The organism is Candidatus Finniella inopinata, assembly GCF_004210305.1.
GTDB lineage: Bacteria > Pseudomonadota > Alphaproteobacteria > Paracaedibacterales > CAIULA01 > Finniella > Finniella inopinata_A.
Map to the genome: position 1 here is coordinate 15241 of NZ_SCFB01000007.1, position 17271 is coordinate 32511.

A 17271-nucleotide genomic window follows, 5' to 3' on the forward strand; every position below is an offset into this window, starting at 1 on the left:
TACACCCATTTCAAATGAATATTTTGGAATGGGTGTTTTTAATTTAATGTATTTATTCAACGAGAATAAGGTTGAGGAGGGGGCCTGCTTGGAATTTTATGAGAAATCAGCCAAGGTTGGCTACATACCTGCCAGAGTCAAAGAGAAAACCATATATCTGAAAGGTTTAAGAATAAGAGTTCTTTAAAAAGGTGTTTTTTTATTCAAAATTCAACTTGAAGATGAATGTTCTTTCAACTTAAATAAGCCACACGGTGATTTAATTGATGGAGAGAGCCATGAAGATCAAGGCCTTAAAAACATTTTTCCATCTCTTGCTAATTACTGAGTACATAGATGGCTTGCGGTAATTATAATTATAGCTTTCTGAGGAATCTAATAAAATTCCTACTTAGGCTGTCGCTGTTTTATAAGGTGGTAATCATTCTTTTTCTTACAACCACCTCAAGCTTAGGTGCTAAATGGCCAACTGTACTTACGGGTTCTCTTTTCAGAGGATACACCATTAGTGGCGCTGTTTTAGGGGCACGTGGCCGATTGCCTTCTACTTCTCCCCCTTCTCCTTCTCCTTCTCCTTCTCCTGCTCCTACAGCTTCTTCTGTTCCTCCCGCTCCTTCTGCTATTGTTCCCCCTACATCCCCTTCTGCTTCTATCCTTACCGCTTCTTCCTCCCCTCCTCCCACTCCTACGTTTACCGCCTCTACGCCAGCCCCTTCAAAGGCGTCCCCAATTTCTTTACCTCCTATTTATGACAGCCCTCAAAGAATTGTTTCTTCTCAATTATTTGATGTTCTTTCTTCACCTGTTTCAGAAATGAACTTAAACATAAATTATTCCCCTCTTTATTATGTAAAATTAGGCAAAAACCTCAAAGAATTGGAGGATGTCTTAGATCTGGTAAATTTACTTCATAAACGCCATCTCTGGGTCCAAACAGTCGGATCATATTCCCATACAAAATCTACTCATGAAGCTATTGGCTATAAAAATCATTATCTTGGAATTGTTATAGGGGGCGATAAAGAATTTGAAAATGGTTTAAGATTAGGCCTCAGTTATAATAGGGGTGATTCCAATATAAAGACCAAAGTAGAAGATGGTCAGAGTCAAACCCAATATAATCTGAATAGCCATATACTTACAACCTATGGAGAATATAGGTTTGATTCCGGATTTTTTCTAAAAGGCTACTTAAAATATGGACAAGTTTTTATAGATAAGTTCAGCTTTAATTACAATGATGATTCAAGAGCTTCGGGAGGAAATAAAGCCTATATTTACGGAGCCACCCTGGGAGTGGGATATCCCATATTTTTCCTTCCCACAATCATATTGACCCCCTTCCTTGGCCTTTCTAATGACTACGTTAGGAATCCTAGCTATAAAGAATCTTGGTCTTGGCCTGGCTATAATACTCACGTTAATATCTCTTCTCATATTGAAAGAAGATTCATTATAAATCCTGGAATTCATCTCCAATCAATAATTGTGAAAAATGATCATATTATAGTTCCTGAAATATACATATCTATAAACTACATTTTTTCTTCTCAGGATAACTTCCCTAGACGTTTAAAAGTTGAGAATACTGAAATGCTAATTAATGCAGAAAAACTAAAAAGAACAAGCTATACGGTAGGAGGACATATAAGATTAATTAAAAAAAAGAAATGTCAGTTTGAAATGCGATACGATTACAACTTTATATCTAAATACCGTGATACCCATACTGCTTGGGCTCGAATCATCCTGAATTTCTAGGCAACTGAGGTTTTTCTTTTGGAGATTGCCTACTGTATTGGAGTCAAGGGGTAACACCAGGGCTACGCATCGTAAAATTTTAAACAATTTATTTGCAAATCATAGATGATCATGGCAGGTGAAAAACTTAAGCTTTCCAATTGGATCACTCCCCATAAAAGATGATCAAAACCTTACATATCCTATGGTTTCAGAGTTACATTGTCCCTCTGCTTTGAAAATCTATCCTAATAAAAGCTAACATTTCTACTCATTATAGGTTTAGGCGTGCGGCATTTCATTTTTCTTAGAGACAAAAGCGCCTGAATTATTGTGCACTATAAAAATAGTGCTGAGATCCAGGGATTCCCTGGATGTCACCTTGCTTCGATTCTCTAAATATTGCACCTACGATTTGAAAATAAATTGTTTAAAATTTTATGATTCGTAGGCCTTGCCCCCGATTCTTGGGCTTTTTGCGCTGATATTGAATTAGCTTTAGTTTTGGCTATGCGCTGATTTTTCATTTTGCTTTTGCAAGAAAATACTTCCAACACTACATCCGGAATTGTTTTAGAATTAAAAAACAATCCATCTTTACGTTATATTAACGATTAAGAATTAAAATACATTTGTAATTTACTAATTTTACGAATGGATTTCAAGTGATGAAAAAGATAAATTCCCTATTTTTAAGTTTTGTCCTGTTTGTTTTCACGATTGCTGGCTTGAATGCTGCTGGTAAAGAGGAAGAGAAGACAGAGGGTAGAGCACCAACGCTGGTTACATTGGGTATTGACGGAATTTATGGTCCCCTTTTCGAGGATATGATGGAAAATGGTCAGTTGCCGAACTTTGAACGGGCCCGAACCATGTCAGCCTGGAAACTTGACGCGCATACGTTTTACAGACCGCATTCATTGATTGTATGGAGCGCCTTTTTATATGGTCGCGAGCCGACGGTTGGGGAAAAAGTGAAAGACACTTTTTACGATGTTGGCAGAGAAGAGGTTACAACGCGTAACCATGGGAAAACAAATTTGTGCAATACTATGGGGGGCGCGGCTTCAACTTTTGTAACAACGAATTGGCCGATTCTCACAAATATTATTCCTGATGCAGAAACCACCAAACAGCCTATAGTTTCAACATCAACTGGCGACGAACAAAACGACACAGCTGTGTTAGCCGCCATTCAAAACGCAATCAACAGTCAAAAATATACATCGATCTTTGCCCATCTTGATTATTCGGATAGTGTTGCCTGGCATGAAAGCGTAACAAATGGTGCCTATGCTGATGCTTTAAAGGTTATTGATAAGGGATTGGGGGATATTTTGGACAATCCAAACCTTGATTTTAAAAATCGTGATTATTTGTGTATTACGTCAGATCATGGTCGACACAGTTGGTTCGCCCTTAGTTGTATTATTCCAAGCTGTTGGGCACCGGGGAAAAAACATGACTGCCTATATTGCGAAACGGTTAGAAATATTCCCGTCTTTGTGGCAGAGCCTGGGATCAACCATCATGAGATAAAGGAACCACTTTCTATTGTTGATGTGGTGCCATCGATTCTTGCCTTGATGGGCAAAGACAAAGGGGATATGACGGGGAAAGTCGTTGATTTTAAAGGTTTAGGAGTGCTTAACCCGATTGACTGCCGAAGCTGCCCATAAAACGGGGAGCGGGGGAAATATGAGGTATTCCCCCCTGCTCTTCCTCTAAGACTGAATGTTCTGCGACTCCACAATCGCATTGTAAAATATGAAAAACCAACGCATAGAAGAGTTTTTTTGAAGACCAAGCAAACCTTTACTTTCGGCTTTGATAAGAGTTTCTTGAGCGTCTTTTTTTCCAATTTTTGCCCGCCTCACCAGATACCAAAGTCCTATCTTATCATCGAATCCAAGCTGTCGAGTCGCTGCGGCATAATTAATCTGGTCTTGTGCTTGCTGGTCACCAGCTTGCGCCAATTTCTGTAGTGCTCGATATGCTTTCACATTACAAAATTTAGGATTTATTTGAATGATGGTTTCCTGGGGTTGAGAAAGAGAATTAAGAGGTGCTGAAGGAGTCCTATCTACAACATCAACAAGCTGTTGGAAGGCATTTACATCCTTTCTTTGTAGGCAGTACAACAGACACTTTAACTTTGTATTACAATCAATTCTTGACCAATTTTCAGAGATGGCTTTTGCAATATTCCGTTTGGCTTCAATGGTGATTGCAGAGCCGGCTTTTGTAAATACTTCGAAACCTTCAGCATACCGTTCTGCAGCCATCAAAAGATAACCTCGTAAGGCCATGAAAATTTGGGGCGCACAACCAGCCTTTAAACGATGAAGAAAATCAGTGTCATGACTAAGGTTCTGTCGATTTTGAAGCAATCTATAGAAGTTATCTTCTAGAAAGTCTTTAGGATTTCTGAAGAAGATAGAAGAATCAATTCTAAGCGGAACCCTCACTAGGTCGGATGCGGGCTGGTTGTGATGCTGCGCGGGAATTATAGCAGGAACTGGGTTGACAAAAACTTCTGTCGCAATAAAGGGGGCGGACCTTGTATAGGGGGTTTCTTCCCGCTTTCTTTTCTCTCCATGTAACTTTGTTGCCTTGTTACCTGATAAAGAGGTTTCGGGGGATTCAGAAGCTTTAAGGAGACTTGTATCAATAATGAACAGAAGGATGATTAAGAGGGGGCCCCTTAAATGGTTACGCATAAAAATAAAGTTTCAGTTCGACTATGATAAATTATGTTGATGAAATTGCTTCGTTGTAAAGCCCTATCGTGTTTCCCCTGTAGAGTTCATCATGGGATGGGACAAGGCTTCCTAAGTCGATAATATTTTGCCAAGAATAACAACCAAAGCCGACATAATACCCGCCATAACGTCGTCAATCATAATCCCAAACGAAGCTGTTGATAGACTTTGGGAGAGACGGTGATCCAACCAACCAATGGGCCACGGCTTTACGATGTCAAAAAACCGAAATGCCAAAAAACACAAGACGTACAAAGGCCAAGTCAACGGACAAAAAAGCTGCACCAACAACAGTGTCAACCAAATGCCCGCGACCTCGTCAATGACGACGCAGCTGGGGTCACAATCTATGAAATGCGATTGTTTTAAAAATTGATGGCTGCTTATCCAACCCACTACAAATAAAACTCCCAACCCAAGCCATAAAGCATACGGGGGAAGGTTTAAGGATGCAAAAAATAGAAAAACAAAGAAACCAGCCACAGTTCCAGCCGTTCCCGGCGCTTTTGGAAAAAAACCGACACCTGCAAACGAGGCCAGAAAGAGGGGGGTGGAAATCATAAATTAGGGAAATTTGGTTGCGGGGGCTGGATTTGAACCAACGACCTTCAGGTTATGAGCCTGACGAGCTACCGGGCTGCTCTACCCCGCGTCAAAAGTATTGAGTTATATTTACTTCATTTATTTTTCAAAAGCAATGGAATTTAAAAAAATAAAAAACTTAAAGGGGATTTTTTGCGGTTTTGGATGAAAATTGGAGACGGAAACAAAAGAAGGGAGGGGCCCCAAAAAAGTATTTGGACCGGCCCCCCATCTTTAGTTCTTATGATGCAGTAATAGGGTATTTATCTCCTTGGCCAGGATTAATGGTAAGAGTTACAGCCACCGCACTTGTCAGGTCCAAAATCCCCTGGGCGACCCAATTTGTAGTCGTATTGCCCAGGTAATTCGTGGTTTTCCAAAGCTGCCATGCGTATGGTAATCCTACGGGTAGGGCTGCAGAACCCGTCCATGCCCATGAAGCAAGGCTAGAGGTAGAAGCGCTTGCAAGATTGGCCGCAGTAATAGCTGTGTTATTGCTATTATTGAGGAGAATGTTAGTCGGCGTTGATTCTGAGGTGTTAAAAAATGGCTGATTTACCCCAGAGCCTCTCCAGCTAGTGTTTGGCTTACCATACTTGATCAAAAGACCTTCTCCAACTTTTGTTACTGATACTGGCGCTTGAAAGGTAACCGCTGCATATTGGACACCAGATACACCACTCCAAAGCCCTGTCGGATTATAATTCAAGGGTCCTAACACAATGCCATTTGTTACGGGGCTAAGCTTCAGGTTATATTTTGTAATTAGGGCGTTCAGGGGCGCTAAAAGGCTTGTAATATTACTACCCGTTGGCAAAGATCCATAGGTTGCCACGGTCACGAAGCCTGAACCTGGGAAGGTCGTTGCCGACATTGCTGATGTATCCAAAGTTGTTGGAAGGGTCAGCTGACCAGTCACATTCAAGCTTCCAGCCGTTCCGTTTCCAGCCGATAACAGCCAGCTGCTTCCTGGGTTAAACGTCAAAGTATTGGCATAAATCGTTCCAAATCCGCCCAGGGTGCCTTTGGTGGCAGGCAAAGGTTCACTTCTATAATAAGGATTGGGGTTTACATAAGGAACAGAACCTACATTGATGGTCCCTTGTGCCCCCGAACTGGGTCCCCACTTGGCAGCCGAATTAGATGATGTCCCACCAATGATGAGTTTGCCACTCGTGATGTTGGTGTTGCCCAACCATTGGCCGTTGTTCGTGTTCAAGACCAAATCCGGCGCCACCTCCGCCCCAAAAAAACCTGTCCCCATTTTAATGAAGCTGGCACTGGAGTCTTTACAGGCAAAATCGTTATCGCCTACTGCTGGTACGGCAATGTTAGAAGGATTCACGATGATCGCTTTCGGTTGGGACATACCATATCCGTAGAAGGAGTAAGCAAGGTTCCCAGAAGCCAAGTACACAGCCCCGCCTGCTGTTGTCGCTGTGTTCCCTGGTCCGGCAAACTGACTGCCCCCTGCCGAAGTAGTATCGCTGTTAAACGCCACACCGGTAAGGGTCACGCCACTTGCTGAATAAATGGCCCCTCCAACGGCGCCAGGCCCTGTAGCCCTGTTCCCCGTAAAGGTCATTGGGCCAGAAGATGTTAGCAACGACTTGACAGACACAGCCCCGCCATTTCCTGCGTTTGAGTTGCCTGCAATGCTAACCTGATAGCCAAAAATGCTCACGTCTGTATTGGCAGCATTAATGAAACCCGCCTGATTTGTACTAGAAAAGCCTGTAACGGTTAGGTTAGAGGGATATAGGGCCATGCTTCCCGCCGCTGAAGAGGTAAAAAGTGACTGAGGATTTGATGGTGTTCCCGCTGTTCCAGGTGATATCGTCGTCCCCCCTAACGCACCCGCAAGGGTAAGCGAGGCTGGGATTGATAATGTGGTTGACACGATTTCAGATTGCGCAGTCCCAGTAAGAAGTATGGAATAGGGGCTTGTTGTGTTGGAAACGGCATTCTGGATGGTGTTGTATGGTCCCCCCGAAACCAGCGGCGTACTTATAGAGGGATTTGAACCCAAAAGTTTCGAAGATCCAAGCTGGTCCTGGTGAATAGGGGACGAAGCAGCAGAAAGGGCAAGAGGAACCGAAGCAGCTGGTGCTGTAACGGTCAAGATAAGCTGATTGGAACCGTCCACACTTTGGCTCGAAAAACTCATGTTACGAATACCCAGTGGATTGAAGACCAGCTGAGAATAGCTTGGCCAATCAACCGTTCCAGTCAAGGACCCATACGTCGCCACCGTATAAGTGCCAGCTGGGATGGTTGCTCCTTCAAGCCCAAAATTAAGAAATCGAATCTTTGTAGGAAGAGTCAGCGCAGCACCTACATTCAAAAGTAGTGGTGTTGTTGACGGAGTACCAAGGCCCAAATGCCAAACGCTGCCAGATAAAAAGTTTACGATGTTGGCATAAATCCGCCCATATCCCCCCAGAGTACCTTCCGATGTAGGTAAAGGATCAGAACTTCCGGTATTAATATGACCTACAGTGATCGTTCCAGTTGCCCCTGAACTGGGTCCCCACTGGGCTGTTGAACCAGCAAAGTATCCAACAAAAAATTGACTAGAATTGATATTGGTATTGCCCAACCATTGGCCGTTGTTCGTTTCAAAGTTCAACTGCCCGGTTCCATTTTTATTGAATGTGGAAGCAGCTACACCGGCGAAATCATTATCCCCTACCATCGCAGGGGTAGAATTGGGACGTATCTCGACAAAATTATTTAATGTGTAATTGAGGTTCCCACCCGCCATGTATAAAGCTCCGCCTGCTGTTGTCGCAGTGTTCCGACTAAACTGAGTATCCGTCAGATTCACGTCGCCACCATATGAATAAATGGCCCCACCAGTACCACCTGGGCTTAAAGCTGTATTCCCGGTAAATGTCACGGCACCAGAAGCAGTTAGGCCATGCTCGGCATAAATGGCCCCTCCGTTGGAATTTGCACCAGAGGCACTGTTCCCAGAAAAGAGCACAGTCGAGGCGCCTGGCGGACTGATGGTTAAACCGTTAGAGGAATGGATGCCCCCCCTATCACGGCTGTATTGCCCGTAAATGTTGCCGTGTTGTTAATCACTATGCTGTTGCTACCAACTGAAATCTGCGTATTAATGGCCCCACCTTCATAGATAGATTGGTTATTTGTAAAGGCGGTTGGGCAGTTAAAGGTTAAGTTTCCATATGTGCCCGTGCAGAAAACACCCCCTCCACCACTGAAAGCCTTGTTGTTTTGAAAAGTGACCGGACCAACACCGTTAAATGTTTGGGTCCCTTCTGTTCTGACAGCCCCACCATAAGAGCTGGAGTTGCCATCAAACGTTACAGGACCACCAGCAGTAACACTTAAGTTTCCAGAACCACCAAGAATGCTTGAATAATGACAATCTTCAGAATAAAAACCCTTAAAGGTTATATTATTAAGCGTCACAGTGAGAGGATTTGATGTATAAAAAAGGCGTAATGGATTTGCAGCTGTAGCTGTCGAACCTGCTAATGCGGGTGATATCGTTGTTCCAGATCCAGACAAGACACCTGTAATAGTCAGCGCAGAGCAAGAGGATAGATCACTTACAAGAGGGACGGTCGTTACTGTCGTCACGTAATTTTGCGGCGGCTGGTAAGTAACGGTCGCCGGTGGCTCTGAAAGGGCTGCAGTTGTGAGTGTTATGGAAGGCGCGGTATCGGGAGAACTTTCTTGGGAAGCTGCGCGAAGGGCATCGTGAAGGCTGTAATAAAGAGCGCTTGGAGTACTAGATAAACTAACAGTAGGGACTTGGGTTTGCAGTGAAAGACCTCTCACAGTGTTACCATTAACTATTGGAACAAATTGTAGGCTGTAAGGTAACAGTAGAGAATTCAAAGTTGTCAAATTACCTAAGTTTGTACAACTTCCAAAACTAGCGACAGGATAATAGGCAACAGCTGAATAAGTCGTCTTAGTTAGGCCCGTCAAATCAAGTGTTGAGGGCAAAGTCAGCGCACCGGTTATGATTAAGGGGTTCGCGGCGGACATCTTCCAGGTACTGCCAAGATTAAACAACAGGTTTGTTGCAGTAAGGGCAGGCGCTGTTGAGAACCCACTGAATGTGACCCCTGAGCCCAGGGCATACGTGGTAACGGTAATGGCCCCAGTTCCCGAAAGTGATCCTCCGCTGTTCAAGGTAAGGGTGTTGGCGTTAATCGTGCCCGACCCGCCCAATGTGGCCGGATTTGTTCCATCACCCACGGTGATGTTGCCTGCCCCTGAACTGGGTCCCCAAACAGCATTAGCCCCGGGGTAAGTGGTACCACTTACGGTGCTATCATGCCCCACAATCATTGTCCCTTCACTAACGACGGTATCCCCCAACCAATTAGAATTGTTCGTATTCAACACCAACGTTCCAGGCCCTGATTTTGTGAATGTGGATGAATTGCTCTCGCAGGCTATATCGTTATTACTAAAGCTTACCGCACTACCACTATTTACAGCATCTGGGTTTACTACAAGGGGATTACTGGAAGGATGAGTAACGCTTACCCTATAGGTAAGATCTTTCCCCTTCATGTACACAGCCCCACCAAGGGCATTGCCGCCAGTTTGGGCAGAAGCATAATTCCCGCTAAAAACGGTATCGGTTAATGCCAAATTACCGTTATCATAATAAATTGCACCGCCCCTGGCAGAACCGGTGCCACCAGTCGCAAAGTTGCCAGTAAAGGTTGCGCCACTTGTAATTGTTAGACTATTTGCTACAGCATAAACAGCCCCGCCCCTACCAATACAATTATTACCCCTAAAAATCAATTGGCTGGTAGGTGATGTACAAGTGAAAGTCGAGACGCTTTGAGGATTCATATAAATGGCTCCCCCAAATCCATTGGCTGACTTATTTTCAAGGGTCAGAGAGCCATTTATGTTAAGATTTAGACCATTATAAGCATCAATCGCCGGGAAAGAATCGCCCTTGTTATTTTGAAAAAGAACAATTCCGATGATATTAAGAGTGCCTGGTAACCCTCCATTAGCAATGGTAAGGACACCTTTTTGCAAGTTCCATTCATGAAAAGTTACATTATTGAGGGTAACGCTAGCACCATTACCAATGTTGAGTAGTCTAGCATCATCATTCGAAGTCGATGATCCAAATGATCCAGGTGATCCTGAAGATTTGATGACCCTAACAGTAGATCCATCGGATGCAATGGTAATATCCGTAAAAGAGGAAGAGTCATCTACTTGACTGTTTTCTGCAGTATCATCCCCTGTAAGGACAATGTATGGCCTAGTTGTGGGAGTAAAACTTAGGCCTGTTCTACCACCAGCTGCAGCCTCTGTAAGCGCGTTTGCAATTGTGGCGGGACTAACATTTACATCAAGTTGATTAGAAGTTGAACTATCATACAGTTGCACAGTCGCCCCATACGCCGCCGAAAAAGCTGACAGGCTGACGCCTAATAAAAACACACTGGATTTCATTGTAATTCCCCATAGTAAATAAATCTTTTTTATTGTGATTATGGATAATATTGTTTAATATATTGTTAATGATGGGGGTTTTTGATAATAAAAATACATGGATGGCCAGGCCCTTTGGGCGGACGCGCCATAACGAGGGGCGGCAGGTGCCAGTTTTTCATTCCCGCAAACACTCGAATCTAGAACAATCCAACTGGCCCCAGAATGATACTCTCTGACGACTCTAAAGGCCTCTAAGTCCTAGTTTATATATACCTAAGTATTTTTTTCTGACAGATACTTTCCCAAAACCAGTCTATGTTCAACTCTATCGGGTTCACAAATTCTTTATCACCAGCGCCTTCAACCAATGGAGACATGTAATAAGAGCAGGAATTCGATAAATAATTTTTACTTATATTGTTTTAAATGGAGAAAAGTGTTGAAAAGGTTTTTGTTGCTGCCATGTTTGCTTGCCTGTTTAAGTTCTGTTTGCGTGGGGTTAGACCCGAACGAACTGCCAATCCCCCGCAATAGCGCGGGAGAGCGGAAATTAGCCGATCTTAAGCCGAATGAAATTTGGCAACCTAATGACAAGAATGAATTCGAAAGTTCCTTTGTTCATTGTGCATTCAGAAAAATGATCGAGGAATATCCAGGAGACAATACCGGGAAATTCCTTAAATTCCCGCAGGAAATTCGGTGGCCTGTTTCGTATGAATTTTATAGGCTTCATGAAATTCCAGGTGCAAGGAACATTCTTAATGGCTTAAGTGTCGACGGTATCCTGCCTGGATTTAATACGTGGCGTTTGGATATACAGGGTCACACCGATGATTATGTGAATATTCAGCTGCAATATGGCATTGGAAATGGAAGCAGAGGCGGCGCACTCGCATCGATTAATGTTAGAAAAGGAGTCAGATGGCATCTTTGTCATCTTTATTACGTGTTAGCCACAAGTTATTTAAATAGCCCTCAAACATTTGATGTTGATGATCCTATATTTAGTGAAGGCAAAGAAAGCGCGCGGAAACGACCAAGGTACCAAAAATAAATATCTAGTCATGGAATTTTTTTTAAAGGCGTGGTACAAAGGTTGATTATACAAATTTTAGAAAGGAGTTGAGTTTTCAGTGGAAGTTATCGTTCGTGATAACAATGTCGACCAAGCGTCGCGTGTATTAAAAAAAAGAATGCAGCGGGAAGGAATTTATCGAGAGATGAAGTTGCGTCGGCATTTTGAAAAACCTTCGGAGCGCCGTGCGCGCGAGAAGTCAGAAGCCACCCGTCGTCATCGCAAGTTGATGCGCAAGCGCTTTGATAGAGAAGGGTACTAGTTAATCTAGCCCTCTTTTCGTCCACCGAATACCAAAGAAAAAAAAGCCCGCTGAAATTCAGTGGGCTTTTTTATTGGGTTGAGAGAGTTACTTCTAATCGAAACTGTCATAATATTGTTTTGTTGATTGTATTTGAGCTTTGTTCATTCCTAGCCTTGAGCCAAAGTTTGAATCAATCAGATCATCACAGTCCTTCAACCCCCGAGTCGCCGCAATAAAGCAATGGGCTTTGTGGCTATTGAATAGGTTCTCATGATCGCGGGACTTTAAAAAGCCTGCAGATTTAAATGCCGCATCCAGGTATATTCTGGCCAGGCTTTCAAGGGCATTCTCAACTTTACTAGCAGCAGCTAGTAAGGCTCTTTGGCCGCTCTGGCGTAAAGCTGGGATCATGACGGCCAATTCAGCCGCCGTGGCTTGGCGACGAAGGTCAATACCAATGCGCCCACCGGTGGCTAATGTATCCTCTGCCATCTCCGCAATTGCTTTTAAAACATCTGGAGAAGCATCTTCATTGTCTTTGCTTAAGACCTGAGTACAACGACGAACCAACTTCACAGCGGCGGGCAGGTTATCGTCTCCCATCTCTCTGGCTTTAAGGGTCCAATTATTGTCCGCATGACTATCGTTGAGGCTATGAGCGCGATGGCTGACGGCCAGGTCGAACAAGTCGCCATATTGATTGGCTTTGGCTTGAGTTTTTACAAACGTGTAATCAGGGTTTGAATCCCAGGAATAAGCACTAAAAAGCTTATAACTACTGCCAGACCACGATACCAATTTCTCTTCCCGGCTATTCGTGGTTAATGAAGAAGAAGGAGCACCACCTAAGAAACCAAGGAAGTTAGAAACAAAGGCTTTTTCTTGCTGTTTTACCGTTTTCAGTTCTTTAAGTTGCTGGCGGGCTTTACGTACCTTCCAGAGGCCTTGGACAATTGGGGCATTTTCATTTAGTTTAGCTTCCCATTCTGCCTTTGCAACTTGGAGAGCTTCCGCTTCTTTACGCTTTATTTCTGAAAGACGTTCTGCCTCAATCCGGGCTGTCTCAATCTGTTCTGCCTCTTGCGCTTTTAGTTTTTCCTCAGCTTTGCGTTCATTTTCAACACGAACTCTTTCTTCCGCATCCTTGCGTTCTTGTTCCTCTTTCTGCTGTTTCAGAGTTGCCAATTGCCTGGATAGATTAGACTGCGTCGCTTCTAGGGTTTGTTGAGTAGTTGTTAAATTTTGAAGTGCTGTAAGTTTTTGGCCAAGTGACTTTAATTTATCCCAATGCGCTTGTTTTTTATCCTTAGATAGCCATGCTGCTTCCTTTATCTGTTGGGCTTCTTTAATAGCACTTTGAGTTCTTGTAATAAAATTACCTAATGACGTGGAGTTTGCGTCAGAAAATGCCCTCAAGCTGCTCGCAAGGGAATAGCCACTACTGTTTATTATGTCGCTAATCTCATTAGCGTTGTTTACAATACCTGCGCTCTCAGTCTTAATTTGTTTAATAAAGGCTTGAATTTGATTAGGTAACTTTGATAACTCAGCCGCTTTCAAATCTATTTTCTGCTGTAGCGATGTTTCAGTTTCTGCTGGCTGAGAAGCAGATGACGACCCCATTGCCCCCGTTGCTTGCACAACAAAGCAGGCCGCGAATAAGAAGCTTTTGATAATTTTGTTGTCCATATCTTTTGAATCCTTAAAAAATTGATTTAGGTATTACTTAGTAATTAATGGAAAACAATCAAGCCATATTTACGCAAAGCCGTAATGATTTTTATTCAAGGATATTGCATAACGCAGGCATCAAGGACCGCGCCGTGGGCATTGGTATAGTAACCGGGGCGGTTTCCCACAGTCTTAAAACCGTGTTTTGCATAAAGGCTAATGGCTGCCTGGTTATCCACGGCAACCTCCAGAAAAATGGGAAGGGGCGTATTTTGTTGCAGGGTTTTTAATAAAGTCTCTCCAATGCCCTGCCTTTGAAGGCAGGAGCGTACGGCAAACGTTAAAATCTCGGCTTGGGTGATTTGGTTGCGGGCCAGGATGAAGCCTGCAGGTTGCTCATCGGATACAGCCAGCCACCCCGCCACGGGGCAGGCCGTTTGCTGTTCGCTTAGAAGATTGGCGAAAAATGTTTCGCTCCACGGTTTGTCAAAACATTCCCGGTGGATCTGGGCCAAAAGGGGTGCATGGGCCAAGTGAAGGGGGGACAAACTAGCGTTTTTTAACATAGGCAGGCTGATAATAGTAATAGGGCTTTAAGTCTTGGTAAAGCGGATTGGTTTTCAGATTTTGAAAATTCGCGTCTTCAAACAACTGCAATTGGGTAAGGGCTAGGCTCAAAGGGTGGTCAATAAGATGGGTCTGCAATCCCTCCCCCACCTCAAAATCAGCCATCAGGCGGCAAGCTGGGTTTTGTTGCAGGAACCGATGCAAATCAGGGGCTTTGAAAATCTGGATTTCTGTCGGTATCTCACCATAAACCTGGCCATACCAATCACCACGCCTTGAATCAATCAAAACCAATATCGGCCCTTGGTAAAGTTGGCGTGCGGCATAGCCCAACACGTCAAAATGGGTGGGGGCAAAAATTTGGGCACCGGGAAAGGCCATGGCCAACCCCTGGGCGGTGGCCAAAGTAACCCGAAGACTTGTAAAAGTCCCAGGCCCTCGTGCTGTGATAATCGCATCGATGTCTGGGCTGCCGGCTTGTTGCCAAACCCGCTGGATAAGAGGCACCAAGGCCATGGCCTGACTAACGGTGGGCGTTAACGTAACTGATTCGGCATAGACCCGCTCGTCAGCCTTTAGGGCCACCTGGCATTGGTCATTTTGGGCGTAAAGGGATAGAGTGGTCATCGACGCGTATCATCTACCCCGTGTAGTTGCTTATGTCGAACCGCTCTGGCCAAACGAGGATAATCATCAGCCTCAATCCACTTTTCAAAGTGACCACCATATTTATTCAAAAGGCTAATGGACTTACCACGCTCACCTCCAGGCAAATACTGAACCAATACATACTCACCGTCGCTGGTTTGATAAACAGGGCTTGCTACGTCCGCCCCTTCTTCGCGTTGCATTCTGTCAAATTGGGATTTTGTGACCCACGCATAGATATTATAGTTATTCATTTCGGCGATAATTTGTGGATAGGATGGTGTGCGAAGAGCCCAGTCTGGGTTTGGATCAAATTCTAATTCACCATCATCAAACTTTTGTTTCATGTCATTTTCAACGACCTTTTTAAAATCCTCAATAGGGTATATAAACTGAACAAGTCGATTTTGGGCCTGCAATTTTTGACGTTGAAGATTGATTGTTGCAATTGCGACATTGTGGGCGTTACTTTCCGATACAATGCCTGCCATTCCTAGTTCTGTCTTCCTTTGCTCAATTGCACTATCAATGCGTTTTTCATCTGCTGAAATTGCTTTTATGATTATGTCATATTCAGCAAAAAAACGATCAAGAAGTTCTTTTCTTGCTGTTGCCTCACCTTTTTTATAACGACTTATATCGATATTTTTGTTTTTAGCATACAATTCCAAGTAGGCTTCCCTTTGCTTGAGTATTTCTAACGCTCGGGCCTCTTGCTTCTTTCGAATTTCTTCTTTTTCAATCGCTAAGGTTTTGTCAATATCCAAATCTGCCATCTTCTTTTGATGGTCAGAACGTTTATTTTCAGAGACTGCTAAGGCAAAAGCTTTACTTCCTTCTAATGTTCTTCTCCGCGTTACTAAGGCCTCTTTCAGAAAATCATCTTTAATGTCTGTGTCACTTTTATCTCTAAGCTTTTGCCAATTCCCTAAAACTGCTTTTATATCAGCGCTTCCAGATTGAAGATTGCTATCCGCCATAGCTAAGATTTCTGGTTCACACAGGTTATCAATAATAAGTTCAAGTGCCTCATCACGATTTGCAAATCCAAGGCTAAAGAATCCACATTGCAATCCAGATCCACTAGAGCCAAAGTAGAGAATAAATTTGGGAGGAAGGGCTGTCTCTTGATGCAAAGTGCCTATGTTAAATTTGGGAATGCTGTAGAACATCAATGATTGCCTCATCGCCACCGCATCGATGGCTAGTTTTTGGACTTTAGAAATATTCAGCTGTGCCGTATTGACATCCTGCAACAACTTTTCGTCAATAACACGATCAGTTATCTTTTGTTGAAGCATATCCTTAACAGTATCTCGCACATATTCACTCTTTAAATTTCGGCTATTCATTTCGTATTTAAACAGCCTAATCAAATCCTCTGGTGTCCTCGCGATATTATAAAGATAGTTTTGAATGGCACTGACTAACGCCAACAAAACAGCCTCGCTTTGAGCGGATTGAGTTGTCCCTTGGTAATCGAAAACTGTGGGGTCATTCCATGCCAATCCTTCTTTCTTTGCATCGGATGAACTCTGTTTAGTCTCAAACATGCGGTATTTTTCAACGGCAATCAGAGCCTCTATGGTTCCTGCCGGCATATGACTTAGATCAGAAAAATCGATTTTCTTTAAGATTTCACGAATCGCCTCGGCACTCTGATAAGCTCTTTGGGGAATGACTGTTTCTTTTAGGATGTTGGTCAAATTTATTAAAGCGTCTGGCTTGGCAGCTAAGTCTGTAGTTTGGTCAATTGCAGCTTGAGTCAAAGCCAATGGGACCACTAGGCTTTTAGATTTTTCAGTTAAAAAATCTATAATATCTTTTGGATTGCTCTTTTTTAATGGGTTTTTAGCACCTTTCAAAGTATCGAGTTCTCTTCCAAACGCGACGACTTCGTCCTTAACACGCTGTTCAATTTGCTTTTGAATCGCCGCATTATAAACATTCCCGCCAGCACCTGCCCCTAACGCCCCTAAAATAATTCTTTTCACCTCATCCAAGTGCTGTTGTTCATGAGCCTTAGCCGCGACAGCCAATGATTTTAGTTTCTCAGCTAAACTTGCCTCAGTTAACGGCTCTGCCTTTTCTGGCAAATTCTGATGTGCTTTCAAAAACCTTGTGCCTTCCTGCAAAGCATCAATCATCCAACGACGCTCGCGGTCATTGGCTGGCGTCTCGCTAATGCCTCCAACACCTTCGCCTTTGCTGACTAATCCAAACAACGTATCCGCTATATTTTTGGCCCTTGTTGGGTCTGACTCCCTCTTAAGATCATGGGCCAGGAAATTTGCGGCTTGAACGGCCAGATTAACCTGGTTCCCATCAATTTTATACTTATCGGACGCCATCTTCAGGGCGCCATTAAGAATGTCTTTTTTAAACTCAGCCCACACCCCACTAATGCTGGCCGACAACGTCCCAACAATCAAAAGAGCATATTTACTAAAATTTAACACAAAACCATCCTTAACATTATTTAACCTTCTTTTCATTTATAACAATATATCACATACTGTAAACAAGAAGTT

12 protein-coding genes and 1 tRNA gene are annotated in these 17271 nt (G+C 43.4%); 4 read left to right on the forward strand and 9 right to left on the reverse strand.

Translation table 11 applies throughout. The annotated features are described in order from the left end of the window. Window positions 1-336: 336 nt before the first annotated feature. Window positions 337-1761, forward strand: coding sequence for an autotransporter outer membrane beta-barrel domain-containing protein (locus EQU50_RS06005; RefSeq protein WP_165380363.1), 1425 nt, complete (start codon window positions 337-339; stop codon window positions 1759-1761). Between the two features lie 647 nt (window positions 1762-2408). After that, window positions 2409-3419 (forward strand): alkaline phosphatase family protein, encoded by a 1011-nt coding sequence (locus EQU50_RS06010; RefSeq protein WP_130154234.1) that lies wholly within the window; start codon window positions 2409-2411, stop codon window positions 3417-3419. A gap of 45 nt (window positions 3420-3464) precedes the next feature. On the opposite strand, the gene EQU50_RS06015 is transcribed toward EQU50_RS06010, so the two are convergent. The 5 genes from EQU50_RS06015 to EQU50_RS06035 form a co-directional block, all read right to left on the reverse strand. Beyond that, the gene (locus tag EQU50_RS06015; protein WP_130154235.1) at window positions 3465-4460 is read right to left on the reverse strand and encodes a hypothetical protein; all 996 of its coding nucleotides are present in this window, start codon (window positions 4458-4460) and stop codon (window positions 3465-3467) included. Between the two features lie 111 nt (window positions 4461-4571). Beyond that, window positions 4572-5063 (reverse strand): phosphatidylglycerophosphatase A family protein, encoded by a 492-nt coding sequence (locus tag EQU50_RS06020; protein ID WP_130154236.1) that lies wholly within the window; start codon window positions 5061-5063, stop codon window positions 4572-4574. Window positions 5064-5077: 14 nt separating this feature from the next. Continuing rightward, a tRNA-Met gene (locus EQU50_RS06025) sits at window positions 5078-5154 on the reverse strand. 171 nt (window positions 5155-5325) lie between these two features. Beyond that, on the reverse strand, window positions 5326-8151 hold the full coding sequence (locus EQU50_RS06030) for a beta strand repeat-containing protein (protein ID WP_320409988.1): 2826 nt from the start codon (window positions 8149-8151) through the stop codon (window positions 5326-5328). After that, the gene (locus EQU50_RS06035) at window positions 8097-10553 is read right to left on the reverse strand and encodes a hypothetical protein (RefSeq protein WP_130154238.1); all 2457 of its coding nucleotides are present in this window, start codon (window positions 10551-10553) and stop codon (window positions 8097-8099) included. The genes EQU50_RS06030 and EQU50_RS06035 overlap by 55 nt, the downstream gene beginning before the upstream one ends. A gap of 418 nt (window positions 10554-10971) precedes the next feature. On the opposite strand from EQU50_RS06035, the gene EQU50_RS06040 reads away from it, so the two are divergent. Together EQU50_RS06040 and rpsU are read left to right on the forward strand one after the other, a co-directional pair. After that, entirely contained in the window at window positions 10972-11589 is a 618-nt protein-coding gene (locus EQU50_RS06040; protein WP_130154239.1) for a hypothetical protein, read from the forward strand. 79 nt (window positions 11590-11668) lie between these two features. Beyond that, window positions 11669-11872 carry a 30S ribosomal protein S21 gene (gene rpsU / locus EQU50_RS06045; protein ID WP_130154240.1) on the forward strand — a complete coding sequence of 68 codons (204 nt, stop codon included), beginning with the start codon at window positions 11669-11671 and terminating at the stop codon, window positions 11870-11872. Between the two features lie 93 nt (window positions 11873-11965). Here rpsU and EQU50_RS06050 read toward each other — a convergent pair whose 3' ends face one another. The 4 genes from EQU50_RS06050 to EQU50_RS06065 all read right to left on the reverse strand — a co-directional run bounded on the left by EQU50_RS06050 (window position 11966) and on the right by EQU50_RS06065 (window position 17199). Next, window positions 11966-13543, reverse strand: a complete 1578-nt coding sequence (locus EQU50_RS06050; protein WP_130154241.1) for a hypothetical protein — start codon at window positions 13541-13543, stop codon at window positions 11966-11968. Between the two features lie 95 nt (window positions 13544-13638). After that, complete coding sequence (rimI, locus tag EQU50_RS06055) at window positions 13639-14091, reverse strand: ribosomal protein S18-alanine N-acetyltransferase (protein ID WP_130154242.1); 453 nt, start codon at window positions 14089-14091, stop codon at window positions 13639-13641. Then, window positions 14075-14719: a tRNA (adenosine(37)-N6)-threonylcarbamoyltransferase complex dimerization subunit type 1 TsaB gene (gene tsaB, locus EQU50_RS06060; protein ID WP_130154243.1), complete on the reverse strand. Its 645-nt coding sequence runs from the start codon at window positions 14717-14719 to the stop codon at window positions 14075-14077. Before tsaB ends, rimI begins: the two co-directional genes overlap by 17 nt. Then, on the reverse strand, window positions 14716-17199 hold the full coding sequence (locus EQU50_RS06065) for a hypothetical protein (RefSeq protein ID WP_130154244.1): 2484 nt from the start codon (window positions 17197-17199) through the stop codon (window positions 14716-14718). The genes tsaB and EQU50_RS06065 overlap by 4 nt, the downstream gene beginning before the upstream one ends. Window positions 17200-17271 lie beyond the last annotated feature (72 nt).